The organism is Bacillus sp. PS237, from assembly GCF_037963345.1.
GTDB classification, from domain to species: Bacteria; Bacillota; Bacilli; order Bacillales; family Bacillaceae; genus Bacillus; species Bacillus subtilis.
Map to the genome: position 1 here is coordinate 2,869,703 of NZ_CP150156.1, position 15,287 is coordinate 2,884,989.

Here is a 15,287-nt window from a genome sequence, read left to right on the forward strand (position 1 = left end):
CCCTTCCATTCGAGGTGCGGGCTATTCATATAGACCATGGTTGATCAGCGTTTTGTTTTCATTGATGATTCTTAATCCGGTGCATCGGTCTCTTAAGGTGTGCGCGTGTCTGAAGGCATTTTTGACGGAATCCTGCCCGACACCGATTTCGTCAAAATACGCAGGGCCTCCGGCTGATCTCAGCCAATCAGCCAGCACTTCTCCTCTCGGGAGTGTTTGATAAGCCGATTGGATGGCTTCCCGGCGGCTTGGTGAAAATTCGTTCAGCCCGTCATCCTGAGCGAGCTTTCTGTATGTGTCAGTTAATAAAACAGCGGCACAGCCCACCTTTGCCCCATGAAGAATCTGAGGCCGTTTTTTCTCCATTAACTCCATTTCAATCCAATGTGAAATATGATGCTCGCCGCCTGATGCCGGTCGGGAATGATCTAATGCCAGCATGACAAGCCCCGATACAAGTAAAGACTCCATCAAAACCCGTATGCCAGTTTCCGTTTTCATCGCAATGTCTTCTGTGTGTTCAATGCAGGCAGCAAGCGCCTCCTGAACGATCTTAGCTCCTGCAGGCGAATAAGGCTCACCGGCAAGATGCCGGGATATTTCCCAATCTGCTAAAGACGTGATTTTACCGAGCATGTCACCAAAGCCAGCCGCCACCATTGACTGCGGTGCCGCTTTTAATAGATCCAGATCAGCGAACAGCGCAGATGGGGCCTTCGTTTGAATGGTTGTTTTCGTGCCGTATAAAATAATCGGCGCACCGGCTGATGTAAAACCGTCTACAGATGGAGCAGTCGGATAAGAAATAAACGGCAAATCTCTTTGAAACGCCGCAAAGCGGACGATATCATGAATCGTGCCCGAACCGACTGCGATCATGACATCCGTTGGTTGTTTCGTATGGATCAGCACATGAATGAGCGATCGTTCATCAGCTGTCACATCTCCGGCTTCATTTTCTGGAATGATCAGGCACTCGGCCTGAAATCCTTCTTGATTCAGTCGGTTTTCTAAATCAATTCCTGCAATGCGGTGTGTATTCGCGTCGCAGACAAGGACAATATGTTGATTGTTTTTTCGTTTTACATAATCCAAAAGCGAATCAGCTGCTTGCTTACCGAGAACAATTTCTTCAACTTTTATAGGCAACGTCTTTTCTCCGGCGTTTTCAAAAGCACGCTGAACGTCAGCTGCGATACGATTCATATCAGAATCCCCTCCTCAGCCAATTTGGTTACATCCTTAATAGAATCCAGCACATAATCCGGCGTGTACAAACGCTGTTCACCCTGTTTCGCAGAACCAGTTAGCACTAAGGCGCTTTTCATGCCATAAAGCTTCCCCATCGCAATGTCAGATTCAATGCTGTCTCCTATAATCATGCATTCATGTGCGGACAGCCCCATTGCTGTACAGGCAGCCTCCGCCATCAGCCATGACGGTTTTCCGACAACAAGTTCAGTCTTCGCTTGTGCAGAAGTCTCAATTGCCCCGATCATTCCGGCCACATCAATGGCATTTCCGTCTTCGTTCGGAAAAGAGCGGTCTTTGTTTGTAGCGATAATACGAGCGCCGCCGGCAGCCGCTTGAAAGGCTTGATTTAAATCGTCGTACGTGAGCGTTTCATGAAGGGAGATCACGAGCCAATCCGCTTCCTTCGGTTCGCTCGCGTTCTGCACACCGGCCAGCCTCAGCTCGTCAACCAAGCCTTGCTCCCCAAGCACCCATACCTTTGAAAAACGATAATGTTTTTTCAGAAAAGCCGCTGTCACGCTTGATGACAGAACAATGTCGTTTACGTCCGTTTCAATCCCCGCGCCAAGAAGTTTTTTTCTGCACATGGCACGGGAGATATTCCCCCGGTTGCTTAAAAAGACGATTTTCTTTCCCATTCTCCTAAGCGTTTTGATCGCTTCTCTTGCTCCTTCGATCAACTCATTTCCTCTGAATACAGTACCGTCCAAGTCAATCAGAATGCCAGCCGGTGACACAGGCGTATCATGACTGGCCATAATACGCATTTGCTCCGTGTTTTCGATAAAAATGCTTTTCATGCAGGACTGTATTGATTGGGGTTACATCCTTGTTCAGCATAATGGAGTGATAGGCCATTTCGGCAACCGTTTCTAATACAACTGCGTTATGAATGGCATTTAAGGCGTCAGTGCCCCAGCAGAACGGTCCGTGATTATTCACGAGCACACCCGGCACCTGTTCGTAATTATGATGCTGAAAGGTTTCCGCTATGACTTTTCCTGTATTCAGTTCGTAGTCATGAATGATTTCTTCATCGTACATTTCTCGAGTACATGGAATCGCACTGTCAAAATAATCAGCATGGGTCGTGCCTAACGGAGGGATGTCTCTGCCCGATTGCGCCCAGCTTGTCGCCCATTGAGAATGGGTATGGACAATTCCCCCGATATTCGGAAAGGCTTTATATAGATAAACATGGGTAGGTGTATCTGAAGAAGGTTTAAGCGAGCCTTCGACGACCTCTCCATCAAGGTTCAAAACAACCAAGTCATCGGCTGTCAGGTCGCTGTATTCGACTCCGCTAGGTTTGATGACAATTCTTTCTTTTTCACGGTCAATGCCGCTGACATTTCCCCACGTAAAGGTTACCAGCTGATGCTCTTGAAGCTTCAGGTTGGCAGCCAGCACTTCTTTTTTTAATGTTTCAAGCATGCTCCATCACCCTTTATCAATTCTTTTTGGCGGCAGATGAAAATTGAAGATTTTTGATCGTTTTCAGACGCTTCATGACATGGTTTTCTTTTCCGAAATAATGAACCAGCTCTTTATATTCAGCGTACAATTTTTCATAAACCGCGGCGTTTTCGGCATTTGGCGTATAAGTTATATCTTTCAGTTTTCCCATGTTCGCCGCTGCCTTTTTGATATCATCGTAGCCGCCTTTTTCTTTGCCTGCTGCAAGCGCGCCGAAAATGGCAGATCCTAAGGCTGGGGCTTGCGGTGAACCAGAGATTTTAATGTCCATGTTTGTCACATCCGCATAAATCTGCATGACAAACGGGTTTTTCTCAGCTATTCCGCCGGCTGCGAACAGTTCCTCAATCGGAACACCGCTTTCTTTGAATGTTTCGATAATCATCCGGGTTCCGTAAGCTGTCGCTTCAACTAACGCTCTATAAATCTCTTCAGGCTTCGTCAGCAGTGTCATGCCAAGCAGCATCCCTGTTAAATCTGCATCAACAAGAGTTGAACGGTTTCCATTCCACCAATCTAAAGCAAGCAAGCCGCTTTCACCAGGCGCTTGATGGTTTGCTTTCTCACTCAGCAGCTCATGAACGCCAATGTTTTTTTCCTTTGCTTCCTCTTGATAAGCTGGCGGGACACATGTTTTCACAAACCAGTCAAAATGATCGCCGACACAGGACTGCCCGGCTTCATATCCCGCATAGCCCGGGAGAATTCCGTTGTCCACAACGCCGCACATTCCTGGAACGATATGCACCTCTTCACCAAGTAGAACATGGCACGTCGAGGTTCCCATAATCATCAGCATTTTCCCTGGCTCTGTAATGCCGACCGCCGGTACCGAAACATGAGCGTCCACATTGGCAACCGCAACAGCCGTTCCCGGGAGAAGCCCTGTCAGCTTTGCCATTTTTTCAGTCAGACTGCCGGCTTTTTCTCCTACTGAATGAATAGAACCTGACAATTTGTCCTTTGTAATCGTTTTCATTGAAGGATTTAATTTCTCAAAGAAATCATCTGACGGATACCCCGCTTTTTCACTCCACATCGCTTTATACCCTGCGGTACAATTGCTTCGCTTGAGCGAGCCGCACAGCTGGTACACGATCCAGTCCGCAGCCTCGATGATCCGGTCAGCCGCTTCATAAATGTGAGGCGCTTCCTCGGCAATTTGCATGACCTTTGGAATCATCCATTCTGATGAAATTTTTCCTCCGTACCGCTGTAAAAAAGCCTCTCCTTCTTCTTCCGCGATTTGATTGAGCCGATCAGCATGTTTTTGGGCCGCATGATGCTTCCAGAGCTTCACATAGCTGTGCGGCTCCTCTTCATATTCAGGCAGCATGCATAACGGCTGCCCGCTGCTGTCAATAGGAAGGATCGTACATGCCGTGAAATCAATTCCAATCCCGATAATGTCTTTCGGGTCAACGCCCGTCTGTTCGAGTAAAGACGGAATGGTTGTTTCCAAGACTTCGAGGTAATCAGCAGGGTGCTGCAGCGCCCAGTCACGCGGCAGCTTTTGACCCGTTTTTGGAAGGACGGTATCAATGACAGCATGCCTGTATTCTTTTACAGCAGCCGCAAGTTCCTCCCCTGTTTGGACATGAACGAGCACTGCTCTTCCTGATAAAGTTCCAAAATCAACCCCTATTGTGTAAGCCATGTGACATCCCCCTCTACTTTTGAAGCCGGTAAAGCGCCTCGTTCCATTTTAACTCGTGTTTCAGTTTATGAATTGTCGTATCACGGGAAATGAGAACACTTTCGATTCCCGCCATTTCCGCCCAATCAAGCATTTGCTCCGCTGTCAGTTCATAAGACAGGCAGGTATGGTGTGCACCGCCGGCTAAAATCCATGCCTCCGCTGCTGTTTTCAATGACGGCTCCGGCTTCCAGAGAACACGGGCAACCGGTAAATTCGGCATGTCTTTTTCAATTTCCTGGCCGTTGACTTCATTCAGCACAAGGCGGAAACGCCCGCCAATATCAACAATGCTAGCTTGAATGGCAGAACCGCTGATGCCGTTAAATACCAAACGCGCAGGGTCCTCTTTGCCGCCAATCGAAAGCGAATGAACCTCGATTTTCGGCTGATCCAAAGCGACAGTCGGACACACTTCAAGCATGTGAGAGCCCAGAATCATTTCATTTCCCGGTTCAAAATGGTACGTGTAATCTTCCATGAAGGAAGTTCTTTTTCCTTTAGCCATGATTTTCATCATCCGTACAAGGGCCGCTGTCTTCCAATCTCCTTCACCGGCAAACCCATAGCCTTTCTCCATCAGGCGCTGAACGGCAAGTCCCGGCAGCTGTTTCATTCCGTGCAGCACTTCAAACGATGTCGTAAACGCTGTGTATCCGCCTTGCTCAAGAAAAGCGGTTAATCCAAGTTCAATTTTCGCCTGTTCTTTAATGGACGCTACCTTTGCTTCGTCACGTTTTGTTTCCTCACTGATCACATATAGTCTGTCATACTCGGCATAAAGCGTGTCAACCTCGTCGTCCGTAATGCGATCCATCACTTCAACGAGATCCCCGATGCCATATCCGTCAACCTGCCAGCCAAATTGAATATGCGCTCCCACCTTGTCTCCGTCCGTTACCGCGACATGACGCATGTTATCTCCAAATCTGGCAACCTTAATATGTCTGCTTTCATTTAATGCAGCCGCCGTATCCATCCACTGGGACATTTCTTTTTTCACTTCTTCATCATCCCAATAGCCGGCAATGACTTTTCGGCTAAGCCCCATTCTCGAGTTGATGTAACCGTACTCTCGATCGCCATGCGCGGATTGGTTGCTGTTCATAAAATCCATGTCAATCGTACCCCACGGGATATCGCGATTATATTGGGTATGCAAATGCATAAGCGGTTTTTGATAAGAGGAAAGGCCTTCTATCCACATTTTTGCAGGGGAAAATGTGTGCATCCATGTAATGATGCCAGCACATGTCTCACTGTACTCCGCTTCTCTTAACAGCTCTCTAATGGTTTCCGGTGAAGTGACGACGGGCTTATGAGTGATTTTATATCTGGAAGAAATCCCGCTGAGCCCCTCACAAATGCTTTTAGCATGCTGATCTACGAGTTCCAGCGTCTCTTCCCCGTATAGGTGCTGGCTTCCTGTCACAAACCAGAATTCATAATCCTTTGTCTGAAGCATGTAAACTGCCCCTTTCTCATAAAATAAAACGCTTTCAAATACAAAAGATACGTACTAATGATAGAAAATAAACCTATAAATAAATATTTGTACGAACAATTTTATTATAGTAATTGACTATTATACTGTCAATCTTTTCTTTTAAAAAAAGCCGGGGGCAGAGCCCGGCTTTTTAATTCAATAGGACGGCCAGCCCGAGCTCCAATTCAAATCATTGATGAGAAGCTTTGGAATGCCGTTGTCATTGGCATCATAGGCATGGCGAACAAGAATGTTTCCGTTCACAATATCCTGGCCTCCAGGTCCTTTCCATTGGTCATTGCCCGAATCCAAAATGGTGCCTCCGCCTTCAAGCATGCTTTTTCCGCTTTTATCAAGATAAGGGCCTGTAATGCTTTTGGATCTTCCGTAAGCAATTTTGTACGTACTGTTTACCCCGTCACAGCATTTATCAAATGAAACCATTAAATAGTAATATCCATTTTGATACGTAAGAGTAGGAGCTTCTAAGGCACCTCCATTATTCGGTCTAGCTGCAATCGAATAGAGCGAGCCTGTAGGCTTCATTGTACTCTTATCGAGCTTAGTCAGCTTAATGCCGCTCCAAAACGAGCCGAATGCAAGCCACGGGTTGCCATCCTTATCGAATGTCAGCTCCGGATCAATGGCGTTATAATTATTTGAGCTTGTCGAACGGATCACCAAGCCCTCGTCCTTCCAGCCCCCCGAACTGATGCTTGTTGAAGATGCCAGGCCAATGGCAGATGTATTGCTTCCAAAAGAAGAAACGGAATAATATAGCCAGTACTTGCCGTTATAGTATTGGATGTCCGGCGCCCACTGGTTTTGGCCATAATTCGGCACATAATTGGACCACCACGATAGCGGTGTAGTGAAAATGGATTTTTGTACGGTCCAATTTTTAGCGTCTGAAGACTTCAAAACCCGCAGTCCCCGTTCTTCAGTAAGCCCTGTTCCGAGCGCATACCATGAGCTCCCCTCTTTAATCATAGTCGGGTCATGAAGCAGCTCATTGGATGCACCCCAAAACGCTGCCTCTGCGGGAGCAGCAGAAGTGAATATCAAACCTGCAGCCAGAGCTGCACTCGAAAAGTGTAAGAAGCGTTTCCATGTTTTTTTCTTTTTCAATTTTGTTCAACCTCCTTTATTTTAGAAAGCGCTTACAAATTAGATTATTTATCCTCCCTTCCTGTCAAATCGACTGCGTATCGTATATCGTCATGTTCAGGAAATTTTCGGTATCCCCTTTATTGTAGTCACTATGCTGTAATTTGTACAGACAAAAAAATAGAATCCACCTCAATAGGCGGATTCTTCCGTATCTTTATTGGTACGTAATTTCGTCAACCGTTTTTCGGTCTAACTTCTTAATGACTTCTGTAATTAACTTTACCGCGTTTTCATAATCATCACGATGCAGCATGGCCGCGTGCGTATGAATGTAGCGGGTTGCAATGGTAATGGACAGCGCAGGAACGCCATTTGCCGTCAAATGGATGGCACCCGAATCAGTTCCGCCGCCGGCAATGGCATCAAATTGGTACGGAATGCCGGCTTCCTCCGCAGTGGCTACAACTGCATCGCGCAAACCTTTGTGAGAGACCATGGATGCATCGTAAACGATAATCTGCGGGCCTTTGCCCATTTTGCTCTGCGCTTCCTTCTCGGAAATGCCAGGCGTGTCTCCTGCTATCCCTACATCAACACCAAACGCAATATCAGGCTGAATGGTGTGTGCAGCCGTTTTCGCTCCCCTCAGCCCGACTTCCTCCTGCACGGTTCCGACGCCATACACTATATTTGGATGATCTGTGTTTTGTAAGTTTCTTAACACATCAATAGCAATCGCACAGCCGATGCGGTTGTCCCAGGCCTTTGCGAGTAGGAATTTTTCATTGTTCATGACCGTAAATTCAAAATGCGGAACGATCATATCTCCCGGAAGTACACCCCACTCCAAGGCTTCTTCCCGGCTTGAAGCTCCAATATCAATAAACATGTCTTTTATTTCCACTGATTTTTTTCTTGCTTCAGGAGACAAAATATGAGGCGGCTTAGATCCGATAACCCCTGTGATTTCTCCTTTTTTTGTGACAATGGTGACGCGCTGAGCAAGCATAACCTGAGCCCACCAGCCGCCAACGGTTTGAAAACGGATAAAGCCTTTATCTGTGATTTGTGTCACCATAAAGCCGACTTCATCCAAATGTCCGGCGATCATAATTTTCGGGCCGTTTTCTGCACCAGTTTTTTTGGCAATTAAACTGCCCAGGCGATCTGTTGTCACCTCATCAGCAAATGGTTCTATGTATGATTTCATCACTTGCCTTACTTCTCTTTCATTGCCCGGTATGCCTTTTGCATCTGTTAAATCTTTCAGCATGGTCAATGTTTCATCTAATTTTGCCATGTTCCAAACCCTCCTTCATCAGTCCTGCATTCTTATTATACAAAACATGGCGCTAACCATACGACTATTTCACTTGAAAATCGGGTATATGTTTTTACAGCTTTCTTTTAGAAAAAGTGAAACCTTTTTCTATGCTTTTCGTATTACATCAGATCATCACCATAAGGGAGGTGCCTTCACACAATGTTTGTCATGGTTCTAAGGATTATTTTGCTTGCACTTTTTGCTTATTGTATTTATGCCGTGGTCAAATATGTCGCGAATCCTAAGAGAAGGCTTAAGCTGGCCCAATCAAAAGAACATTTTTATATTATTGATGAACAAAACAATACCCGGAAGAATTTTCAGCTGACGTATAAAGGCGTGCTTTTTGAGGGAGAAAAGCATATTCCTTCCAAGGATCATCCGCTGTTTATTCACACGATCTTTGTCTGGACAGAATCTCCTGAGAAGCTGAAACATTTCTCTGCAAAAGATTTTGAGAACATTGAAGAAAAAGTGCTGGAACGATATCCAAATTGTAAGATTGACTGGGACCAGCCCATTAAACTCGCAAAAAAAGCAGAAGAGCGTTAAACGCTTTTCTGCTTTTTATAAATCAAACGGGCTGTAGTAAATAGCGATGAGAATCGCTTCTATTACCAGAAGAAGCGGTACTCCGTACTTAAAAGAAGCGTGTTTCGTTTTATGTCTGAAGGTTTGCATGCCAAGCCAGACACCGAGCGCTCCAAACACGATGGCTATCAGCCACAGCCGGTCTTCAGAAATTCTCCACTTGTGCTGCTGCGCTTTGCGTTTGTCAATGCCCATCACCCAAAAACCGCACAGATTAATCAACACCAAATAAGCAGCAATAATCATGTTGCCTCATCCTTTATATAGAAAAAGCCGCTCTGCTGGAGAGCGGCTCTATATGATTACTTGTTTAATTGAGCTTTAGCAGCATCAGCAAGCTGATTGAATGCAGTAAGATCGTTTACAGCAAGATCAGCAAGCATTTTACGGTTTACTTCGATACCAGAAAGCTTAAGACCGTGCATTAAACGGCTGTAAGAAAGGCCGTTCATGCGAGCAGCTGCGTTGATACGAGTGATCCAAAGTTTACGGAAATCACGTTTTTTCTGACGACGGTCACGGAAAGCATAGTTTCCAGATTTCATGACCTGCTGGTTAGCTACTTTGTATAATGTATGTTTTGAACCGAAATAACCTTTTGCTAATTTAAGAACCTTTTTACGACGCTTACGTGTAACAGTTCCGCCTTTTACTCTTGGCATTGAATTTCCCTCCTAATTGTTCCTTATCCGATTACTTGATGTTAGCAAGCATTTGTTTGATACGTTTGAAGTCTCCTGCGCTTACAACAGCACTCTTGCGAAGCTTACGCTTTTGCTTTTGAGATTTGTTGGCGAATAAGTGACTTGTGTACGCGTGAGAACGTTTTAACTTCCCAGAACCTGTCTTTTTAAAACGTTTAGCAGATCCGCGGTGAGTTTTCATTTTTGGCATGGGATTTCCTCCTTATTGCTTTTCGTTTTTCGGTGCGAGCATTAAGAACATGCTGCGGCCGTCCATTTTTGGTTTTGTTTCGACTGTCGCAACCTCAGCACATGCTTCGGAGAAACGGTCTAATACACGCTGACCGATTTCTTTATGAGTGATTGCGCGTCCTTTAAAGCGGATAGAAGCTTTCACTTTATCGCCTTTTTCAAGGAATTTAATCGCATTGCGCAATTTCGTGTTAAAGTCATGCTCATCGATTGTCGGACTTAACCGAACTTCTTTTAAGTTAATGATTTTTTGATTCTTGCGTGCTTCTTTTTCCTTTTTCTGCTGCTCAAATCGGAACTTACCGTAGTCCATGATTCGGCAGACAGGCGGTTTTGCATTCGCTGCAACTAACACAAGGTCAAGATTTGCGCGGCCGGCGATTTCAAGTGCTTCCTGACGGGACTTGATTCCAAGCTGGTCGCCATTTTGTCCGATTAAACGGACCTCACGTGCACGGATACCCTCATTAACCAATTGATCTTTGCTAATAATGAGCCACCTCCATAGTTTCTTCGAATTGATTCACAACTCATTTTGAATGCATTTTGCAGGCAAACAAAAAGTGTGGGCATTATAAAACACCCACACTACGAACATCTGTATCAATAAAAATGTACGGTCAACCTGCCAACTACATGCATGTGTCAATCAGGTGAGAAGCGGGTGCTTCTGCTTGTGATTTATATTCAATTCAATAACTATTCTACACAATACCGGATCTTTAGTCAAGGACGACTTATCCGGAACAACTTTTACATTGTAACATGGGTTTTCTATGAGCGCAAGAGAGAAAAAGAAAATCTTTCATCCCCACCCAGAATACAAAGAACCAACAATTCCCCCTTATTACGCAATTTACAACAAAACCACCGACAGGAAGAAATGTAAAACAAAGTTAATCTCTGACCGATATAAGGAGCAGAAGGGAGCCTGACACATGAACAAACTGATACAGCTTGCTTTATTTTTCACATTGATGTTAACCGGTTGCTCGAATAGCAGCACATCTTCCGAATCAAAAGTCGAAACCACTGTTAAGACAACGGCAGCATTTCCTCAAAAGGAGCTGGAGAAAGAGCTAAAAAAACTAAAACCCGTTTCATTGGACATGAAGTTCGAGAGTCCACTCGCTACCGAGTTAGGAAAGCGGAAGGCAAAAGAGGAAGCTGAAAAGCAAAGACAAATCGCCGCTGAGAAAAAGCTTGAAAAAGAGCGGGAGGCGAAACGAAAGAAACAGCAGGAGGAAAAAGCGGAGAGACAGCGATTAGCAGAGCAGCAGGCTGCAGAGAGACAGCGATTAGCCGAAGCGGAAAGACAAGCTGAACTTGAAAGACAGCGGCAGGCAGCAATCCAAAAAGAGCAGAAAGCGAACGCTGAGAAAAAGCGGCAATCGCAGGCACAACGGCAGCAGACTGAGGCACCCTCATCTAATAGTCAAGATCCACCATCTTCCTCGAGTCAGACAGATAAAACCATTCAACAGCCAGCTTCAGAGCTTCCTGATGACGATGGTTATGGTTATGAAGAACGAAAAAAGTGGCATGACGATCAAGTAGAATGGGGCATTAAACAAGGGTATATCGATCCCGAAGACGCACCATAAAATAAAAAAAGCCAAGGCATTCAGCCTTGGCTTATCCTCCGATCAGCTGCACGAACACAGGGATGACCAGAACCGTTACCACTCCTACTACGACAACAGCAATACTTGCCATCGCAGCTTCAACTTCTCCCATCTCAATCCCGACCGCTACACCAAGTGCATGTCCGGATGTTCCAAGAGCCAATCCTTTAGAAATCGGATTTTTCACTTTAAACACCTTCAAGAACAATGCTCCGAGCGCATATACGATGACAGCGTTAAAGATGACCGCAAAGGCTGTGATGTCGCTGATGCCCCCGATGCCTTTTGATAAAGGAAGCGCAATTGCCGTTGTAGCCGCCTGCGGAAGCATGCTTTTCATTACGGCCGAATCGAGATGAATGCCTTTAGCGAGCAGATAAACAATCGTGACAGAGCAGATAGAGCCGGCAATAATGGAGGCCATGATTTGCCACCAGTACTTTTTAAGCTTATCTCTTTGTTTGTACAAAGGAATTGCAAATGCGATCGTTGCCGGTTCAAGAAAAAACTTAATGATCTCTCCCCCGTTATTATAATCCGCGTAGGAAAAACCGCCGATTTTTAAAAATGCGATCCCCAGCACCATGGCAACAAACAAAGGAGTGAAAAGGAAGAAGCCTTTCGTTTTCTTAAATAAAAAGGTGCCGATGCCGAATGCAGCAAGTGATACGACAATCCCAAAATAAGGACTCATTGTGCTTTCCATGTGAAGAACCTCCTGTTTCCCTTAATGGTGAACGAGTTCGTTATTGTTCTGCGGGCTTTGCACTGTTTTTGTTTTCATGTCCGCTTCGGTTTTGCGTTTTCCGCTCAGCGACAGAATCAGCTGAGAAAACAATCCCGTAGCCCCCAGCAAAATAATCGTTGCGAGCAGAATGACAAGAACAATTTGCAGGCCGTATTGCTGCATCACACCAAGCGAATTCATAACAGATATACCTGATGGAACAAATAAAAATCCGATCAGAGAGGTTAAAGACGTTCCGAGCGTCTCCACTTGTTCCAGTTTAATGACTTTCAAACATAATAGGAGAAATAATAAGACCAACCCTACAACCGATGCCGGGATAGGTATTGGGACAATAGCGGCAATCATATTTGAAACCAGCATAATGACGGCAAAAATAAATGCTTGTGTTAAAAACCCGTACACTTTTTTAGCACTCATTTTCTTCACCTCTTTCTCTTTGGTACCCTCATTATAAATAAGAATTCCCTGTTATAAAGCGCTTACAAGATAACATGCCGTATAGCGGGTCTGAGTTGCAGAATCAAATGGCTGAAATGCAAAAAGCCGCCCATCAAATATGGAGCAGCTTTTTCAATTCCTTCGCATATGTCCGGCTGACCGGTATTTTCGATCCGTCTTTCATGATCAGATTATACGTTGAATTAAACCATGGCTGAATTTCTTTAATATATTCAGTATTCACGACAAAGCTCCGATGGACGCGGATAAAATCAGAATCCGGCAGCTTTTTCTCAATCACAACGAGTGTATCGCTGACCGTATAAGAATGATCGAAGGTTTTTACATTGACATGACCATCTTCTGTTCCGGCATAGATAATGTCCTTCGTATCCACAATCACAATCGATTCCCCCACAGATAGCGCGAGCTTGTGCTGGCCGGCATGGCTGTTTTGCTCTGTTTCTACAATATCCCGATTGACTTTTTTATATTTTTTCAGCGTTTGCTGAATTCTTTCTTCATCGAAAGGCTTGGTTAAATAATCAAGAGCGTCCACCTCAAACGCTTTGAGCGCATACTGGTCATACGCTGTCGCAAACACAATAGCAGGAGGATGCTTCATTTTCTTCAATCGCTTTGCGATATCAAAACCGTTTTCTCCGGATAAATCAACGTCTAAAAACAGCAAATCAGGTTTTTGATCCATCATTTGGTCAAAAGCGGATTCGATATTTTCCGCTTCATTGATTTCCATTTCATCATTGGTCCGCTTAAGCAAGTAAGCCAGTTCATCCCTTGCCAGCATCTCATCATCAACTATTAACACCCTGAGCATGTTCTTCTCCCTCTTTCATCTGTTGCATTGGCACTTGAAAGGAAACCTCTGTCCCTTTATGAACCTCACTGCTGATATGCAGTGCAGCCTGCTGTCCGAATAAACCGATCAGCCGCTGATTTAGGTTATAAAGCGCTGTACCGGTTCCCTCCTTAGACGGAAACGGTTTCTTCCCCAGTTCCGGCAAGACGTCCGGCGGAATTCCGCGTCCGTTATCCGCCACCTTCATATAGACGGATGCATCATCAGATAAGACACAGACTGTAACCTTGCATATGTCTTGTTTTTTCGGAAACGCGTGCCGAAGCGCGTTCTCGACAAGCACCTGCAAAACAAACGGAGGGATTTCAATCTGCTCCAGTCTGCTGTCGATATTAAGCTCAATTTTATATTTCCCGGGAAAACGCGCCTGTTCTAATGACAAATAGGCGTTAAGATGGTTCAGCTCCTTTGAGAGCGGAATCAGCAGCTGTCTCGCTCCTTGAAGGTTTGAACGAAAATAAACACTGAGCTGCAATAGGAGCTTACGGGTTTTTTCAACATCTGTACGGCATAACGCAGAAATCGTGTTGATCGCATTAAATAAAAAATGCGGATTCACCTGTGCTTGAAGCGCTTTAATTTCAGCATCCTTGAGAAGTTTGCTTTGCAGCTCTGCTTCCCCAAGCTCAAGCTGTGTCGAAAACAGCATGGCCAGCCCCTCGGCAAGTTCCTCCTCTACCTGACTCAGGCCTGCCGGGCTTTTAAAGTACATTTTTAAGGTGCCGATTGTATTGCCGTTCGATGTCAGCGGTAGGACAATTGCAGCGTGCAAAGGGCATTCAGCATGCGTGCATTCAATCTCTTCCTGCGAAATCGCCTTCATAATATGCCCTGTTTTAATCACCTTTTTGGACAGGCCGGTGATCAAGCTTTTCGATGGGATGTGGTGATCCATTCCCGCACCGACATGCGCAAGGATCTTTTCTTTGTCAGTGAGAGACACCGCATCTGTTCCTGTCAGCTTATGGATAATAGCCGCTACACTTTTACAGGAGTTTTCATTTAATCCTTGGCGGAAAAATGGAAGTGTCTGATCAGCAATCGTAAGCACTCGATGCGTTTCGAGAGCCCTTGCCTGTTCTTCCTTGCGAATGATCGCTTGAATAATAGACAGAAAAATAAAACTGCCTGTTCCATTGATGAGTATCATCGGAATTCCGATCATGCTGACAAGCTCCCAAGCGTCACTGAACGGCTTTGCCATCAGCAAAATAATGATCATTTGCAGTGACTCCATGCCGATTCCCACAAGAGCGGCGATGCGCGGTGTCGGCATTCGATATCGCTTCGTAAAATACCTGCCGATCAAGCCTGCAAGAACACCCGCTAAAATAGATGAGACGGCACAGCTTAAGGCCGTGCTGCCACCGAGTGAAAAACGATGCAGGCCCGCAAGTATGCCGATCCCAGCCCCTACAAAAGGACCTCCGAGAAGGCCCCCGATTTCCACGCCCAAAATACGGGTATTCGCGATAGAGCCCGATGGATCTATCGTAAACACCCAGTCATTGTTTACAATCATATTTCTTTGAATTTCGATGCCTGTATAATTGCTGATGATGCTGAAAAGAGAAAAAATAGAAATTAAAATCGCTTTTCCTTTATAGCCGTCCTGATTCTGAAGAGCTTGTCTGAAAAGTTTCGTATGGGCGAGAATGAACCCTAATATAACAATAATCCCCACTCTCTCCAGCATCATAATCATTAAATGAATCATTCAT

17 protein-coding genes and 1 other annotated feature are annotated in these 15,287 nt (G+C 45.3%); of the genes, 2 read left to right on the forward strand and 15 right to left on the reverse strand.

Annotated features, from left to right (window positions below; genetic code table 11):
- Window positions 1-21: 21 nt before the first annotated feature.
- The 7 genes from egsA to NST22_RS15005 form a co-directional block, all read right to left on the reverse strand.
- On the reverse strand, window positions 22-1,206 hold the full coding sequence (gene egsA, locus NST22_RS14975) for a sn-glycerol-1-phosphate dehydrogenase (RefSeq protein WP_003229504.1): 1,185 nt from the start codon (window positions 1,204-1,206) through the stop codon (window positions 22-24).
- Window positions 1,203-2,021: a sugar-phosphatase AraL gene (gene araL / locus NST22_RS14980; protein WP_010886590.1), complete on the reverse strand. Its 819-nt coding sequence runs from the start codon at window positions 2,019-2,021 to the stop codon at window positions 1,203-1,205. Before araL ends, egsA begins: the two co-directional genes overlap by 4 nt.
- A complete protein-coding gene (gene araD, locus NST22_RS14985; RefSeq protein ID WP_003229501.1) occupies window positions 1,999-2,688 on the reverse strand; it encodes an L-ribulose-5-phosphate 4-epimerase in 690 nt (229 codons plus the stop codon). The genes araL and araD overlap by 23 nt, the downstream gene beginning before the upstream one ends.
- Window positions 2,689-2,704: 16 nt before the next feature.
- Entirely contained in the window at window positions 2,705-4,387 is a 1,683-nt protein-coding gene (gene araB, locus NST22_RS14990; RefSeq protein ID WP_003229500.1) for a ribulokinase, read from the reverse strand.
- A gap of 13 nt (window positions 4,388-4,400) precedes the next feature.
- Entirely contained in the window at window positions 4,401-5,891 is a 1,491-nt protein-coding gene (gene araA / locus NST22_RS14995) for an L-arabinose isomerase (RefSeq protein ID WP_003229499.1), read from the reverse strand.
- Between the two features lie 177 nt (window positions 5,892-6,068).
- Window positions 6,069-7,040, reverse strand: coding sequence for an arabinan endo-1,5-alpha-L-arabinosidase AbnA (gene abnA / locus NST22_RS15000; protein ID WP_003229496.1), 972 nt, complete (start codon window positions 7,038-7,040; stop codon window positions 6,069-6,071).
- A 196-nt stretch (window positions 7,041-7,236) separates the two neighbouring features.
- Window positions 7,237-8,322, reverse strand: coding sequence for a M42 family metallopeptidase (locus NST22_RS15005; RefSeq protein ID WP_003229495.1), 1,086 nt, complete (start codon window positions 8,320-8,322; stop codon window positions 7,237-7,239).
- 183 nt (window positions 8,323-8,505) lie between these two features.
- On the opposite strand from NST22_RS15005, the gene ysdB reads away from it, so the two are divergent.
- Window positions 8,506-8,898, forward strand: a complete 393-nt coding sequence (ysdB, locus tag NST22_RS15010) for a sigma W pathway protein YsdB (RefSeq protein WP_003229493.1) — start codon at window positions 8,506-8,508, stop codon at window positions 8,896-8,898.
- Window positions 8,899-8,913: 15 nt separating this feature from the next.
- Here the strand turns inward: ysdB and NST22_RS15015 are convergent, their stop codons facing one another.
- From NST22_RS15015 to infC, 4 genes are read right to left on the reverse strand one after another with little or no spacing between them, the layout of a single operon-like run.
- The gene (locus NST22_RS15015; protein ID WP_003229490.1) at window positions 8,914-9,183 is read right to left on the reverse strand and encodes a DUF1294 domain-containing protein; all 270 of its coding nucleotides are present in this window, start codon (window positions 9,181-9,183) and stop codon (window positions 8,914-8,916) included.
- A gap of 56 nt (window positions 9,184-9,239) precedes the next feature.
- On the reverse strand, window positions 9,240-9,599 hold the full coding sequence (gene rplT, locus NST22_RS15020; protein WP_003222420.1) for a 50S ribosomal protein L20: 360 nt from the start codon (window positions 9,597-9,599) through the stop codon (window positions 9,240-9,242).
- A gap of 31 nt (window positions 9,600-9,630) precedes the next feature.
- The gene (gene rpmI / locus NST22_RS15025) at window positions 9,631-9,831 is read right to left on the reverse strand and encodes a 50S ribosomal protein L35 (protein WP_003222418.1); all 201 of its coding nucleotides are present in this window, start codon (window positions 9,829-9,831) and stop codon (window positions 9,631-9,633) included.
- A 12-nt stretch (window positions 9,832-9,843) separates the two neighbouring features.
- Entirely contained in the window at window positions 9,844-10,365 is a 522-nt protein-coding gene (gene infC, locus NST22_RS15030) for a translation initiation factor IF-3 (protein ID WP_010886591.1), read from the reverse strand.
- Window positions 10,366-10,423: 58 nt separating this feature from the next.
- Window positions 10,424-10,554: a sequence feature (ribosomal protein L20 leader region), on the reverse strand.
- Window positions 10,555-10,810: 256 nt separating this feature from the next.
- On the opposite strand from infC, the gene NST22_RS15035 reads away from it, so the two are divergent.
- On the forward strand, window positions 10,811-11,476 hold the full coding sequence (locus tag NST22_RS15035) for a hypothetical protein (RefSeq protein ID WP_003229484.1): 666 nt from the start codon (window positions 10,811-10,813) through the stop codon (window positions 11,474-11,476).
- A 31-nt stretch (window positions 11,477-11,507) separates the two neighbouring features.
- On the opposite strand, the gene lrgB is transcribed toward NST22_RS15035, so the two are convergent.
- The 4 genes from lrgB to lytS all read right to left on the reverse strand — a co-directional run bounded on the left by lrgB (window position 11,508) and on the right by lytS (window position 15,283).
- Window positions 11,508-12,203, reverse strand: a complete 696-nt coding sequence (lrgB, locus tag NST22_RS15040; protein ID WP_003229482.1) for an antiholin-like protein LrgB — start codon at window positions 12,201-12,203, stop codon at window positions 11,508-11,510.
- Between the two features lie 21 nt (window positions 12,204-12,224).
- Window positions 12,225-12,665, reverse strand: a complete 441-nt coding sequence (gene lrgA / locus NST22_RS15045) for an antiholin-like murein hydrolase modulator LrgA (RefSeq protein WP_004399155.1) — start codon at window positions 12,663-12,665, stop codon at window positions 12,225-12,227.
- A gap of 133 nt (window positions 12,666-12,798) precedes the next feature.
- Window positions 12,799-13,524, reverse strand: a complete 726-nt coding sequence (gene lytT / locus NST22_RS15050) for a two-component system response regulator LytT (protein ID WP_003229479.1) — start codon at window positions 13,522-13,524, stop codon at window positions 12,799-12,801.
- Entirely contained in the window at window positions 13,502-15,283 is a 1,782-nt protein-coding gene (lytS, locus tag NST22_RS15055; RefSeq protein ID WP_003229477.1) for a two-component system sensor histidine kinase LytS, read from the reverse strand. Before lytS ends, lytT begins: the two co-directional genes overlap by 23 nt.
- Window positions 15,284-15,287: the final 4 nt, after the last annotated feature.

What these genes read in the sequence shown, in the direction of transcription:
- egsA (WP_003229504.1), bottom strand. Translation starts at nt 1,206, where the DNA reads ATGAATCGTATCGCAGCTGACGTTCAGCGTGCTTTTGAAAACGCCGGA.
- araL (WP_010886590.1), bottom strand. Translation starts at nt 2,021, where the DNA reads ATGCGTATTATGGCCAGTCATGATACGCCTGTGTCACCGGCTGGCATT.
- araD (WP_003229501.1), bottom strand. Translation starts at nt 2,688, where the DNA reads ATGCTTGAAACATTAAAAAAAGAAGTGCTGGCTGCCAACCTGAAGCTT.
- araB (WP_003229500.1), bottom strand. Translation starts at nt 4,387, where the DNA reads ATGGCTTACACAATAGGGGTTGATTTTGGAACTTTATCAGGAAGAGCA.
- araA (WP_003229499.1), bottom strand. Translation starts at nt 5,891, where the DNA reads ATGCTTCAGACAAAGGATTATGAATTCTGGTTTGTGACAGGAAGCCAG.
- NST22_RS15005 (WP_003229495.1), bottom strand. Translation starts at nt 8,322, where the DNA reads ATGGCAAAATTAGATGAAACATTGACCATGCTGAAAGATTTAACAGAT.
- ysdB (WP_003229493.1), top strand. Translation starts at nt 8,506, where the DNA reads ATGTTTGTCATGGTTCTAAGGATTATTTTGCTTGCACTTTTTGCTTAT.
- NST22_RS15015 (WP_003229490.1), bottom strand. Translation starts at nt 9,183, where the DNA reads ATGATTATTGCTGCTTATTTGGTGTTGATTAATCTGTGCGGTTTTTGG.
- rplT (WP_003222420.1), bottom strand. Translation starts at nt 9,599, where the DNA reads ATGCCAAGAGTAAAAGGCGGAACTGTTACACGTAAGCGTCGTAAAAAG.
- rpmI (WP_003222418.1), bottom strand. Translation starts at nt 9,831, where the DNA reads ATGCCAAAAATGAAAACTCACCGCGGATCTGCTAAACGTTTTAAAAAG.
- NST22_RS15035 (WP_003229484.1), top strand. Translation starts at nt 10,811, where the DNA reads ATGAACAAACTGATACAGCTTGCTTTATTTTTCACATTGATGTTAACC.
- lrgB (WP_003229482.1), bottom strand. Translation starts at nt 12,203, where the DNA reads ATGGAAAGCACAATGAGTCCTTATTTTGGGATTGTCGTATCACTTGCT.
- lrgA (WP_004399155.1), bottom strand. Translation starts at nt 12,665, where the DNA reads ATGAGTGCTAAAAAAGTGTACGGGTTTTTAACACAAGCATTTATTTTT.
- lytT (WP_003229479.1), bottom strand. Translation starts at nt 13,524, where the DNA reads ATGCTCAGGGTGTTAATAGTTGATGATGAGATGCTGGCAAGGGATGAA.
- lytS (WP_003229477.1), bottom strand. Translation starts at nt 15,283, where the DNA reads ATGATTCATTTAATGATTATGATGCTGGAGAGAGTGGGGATTATTGTT.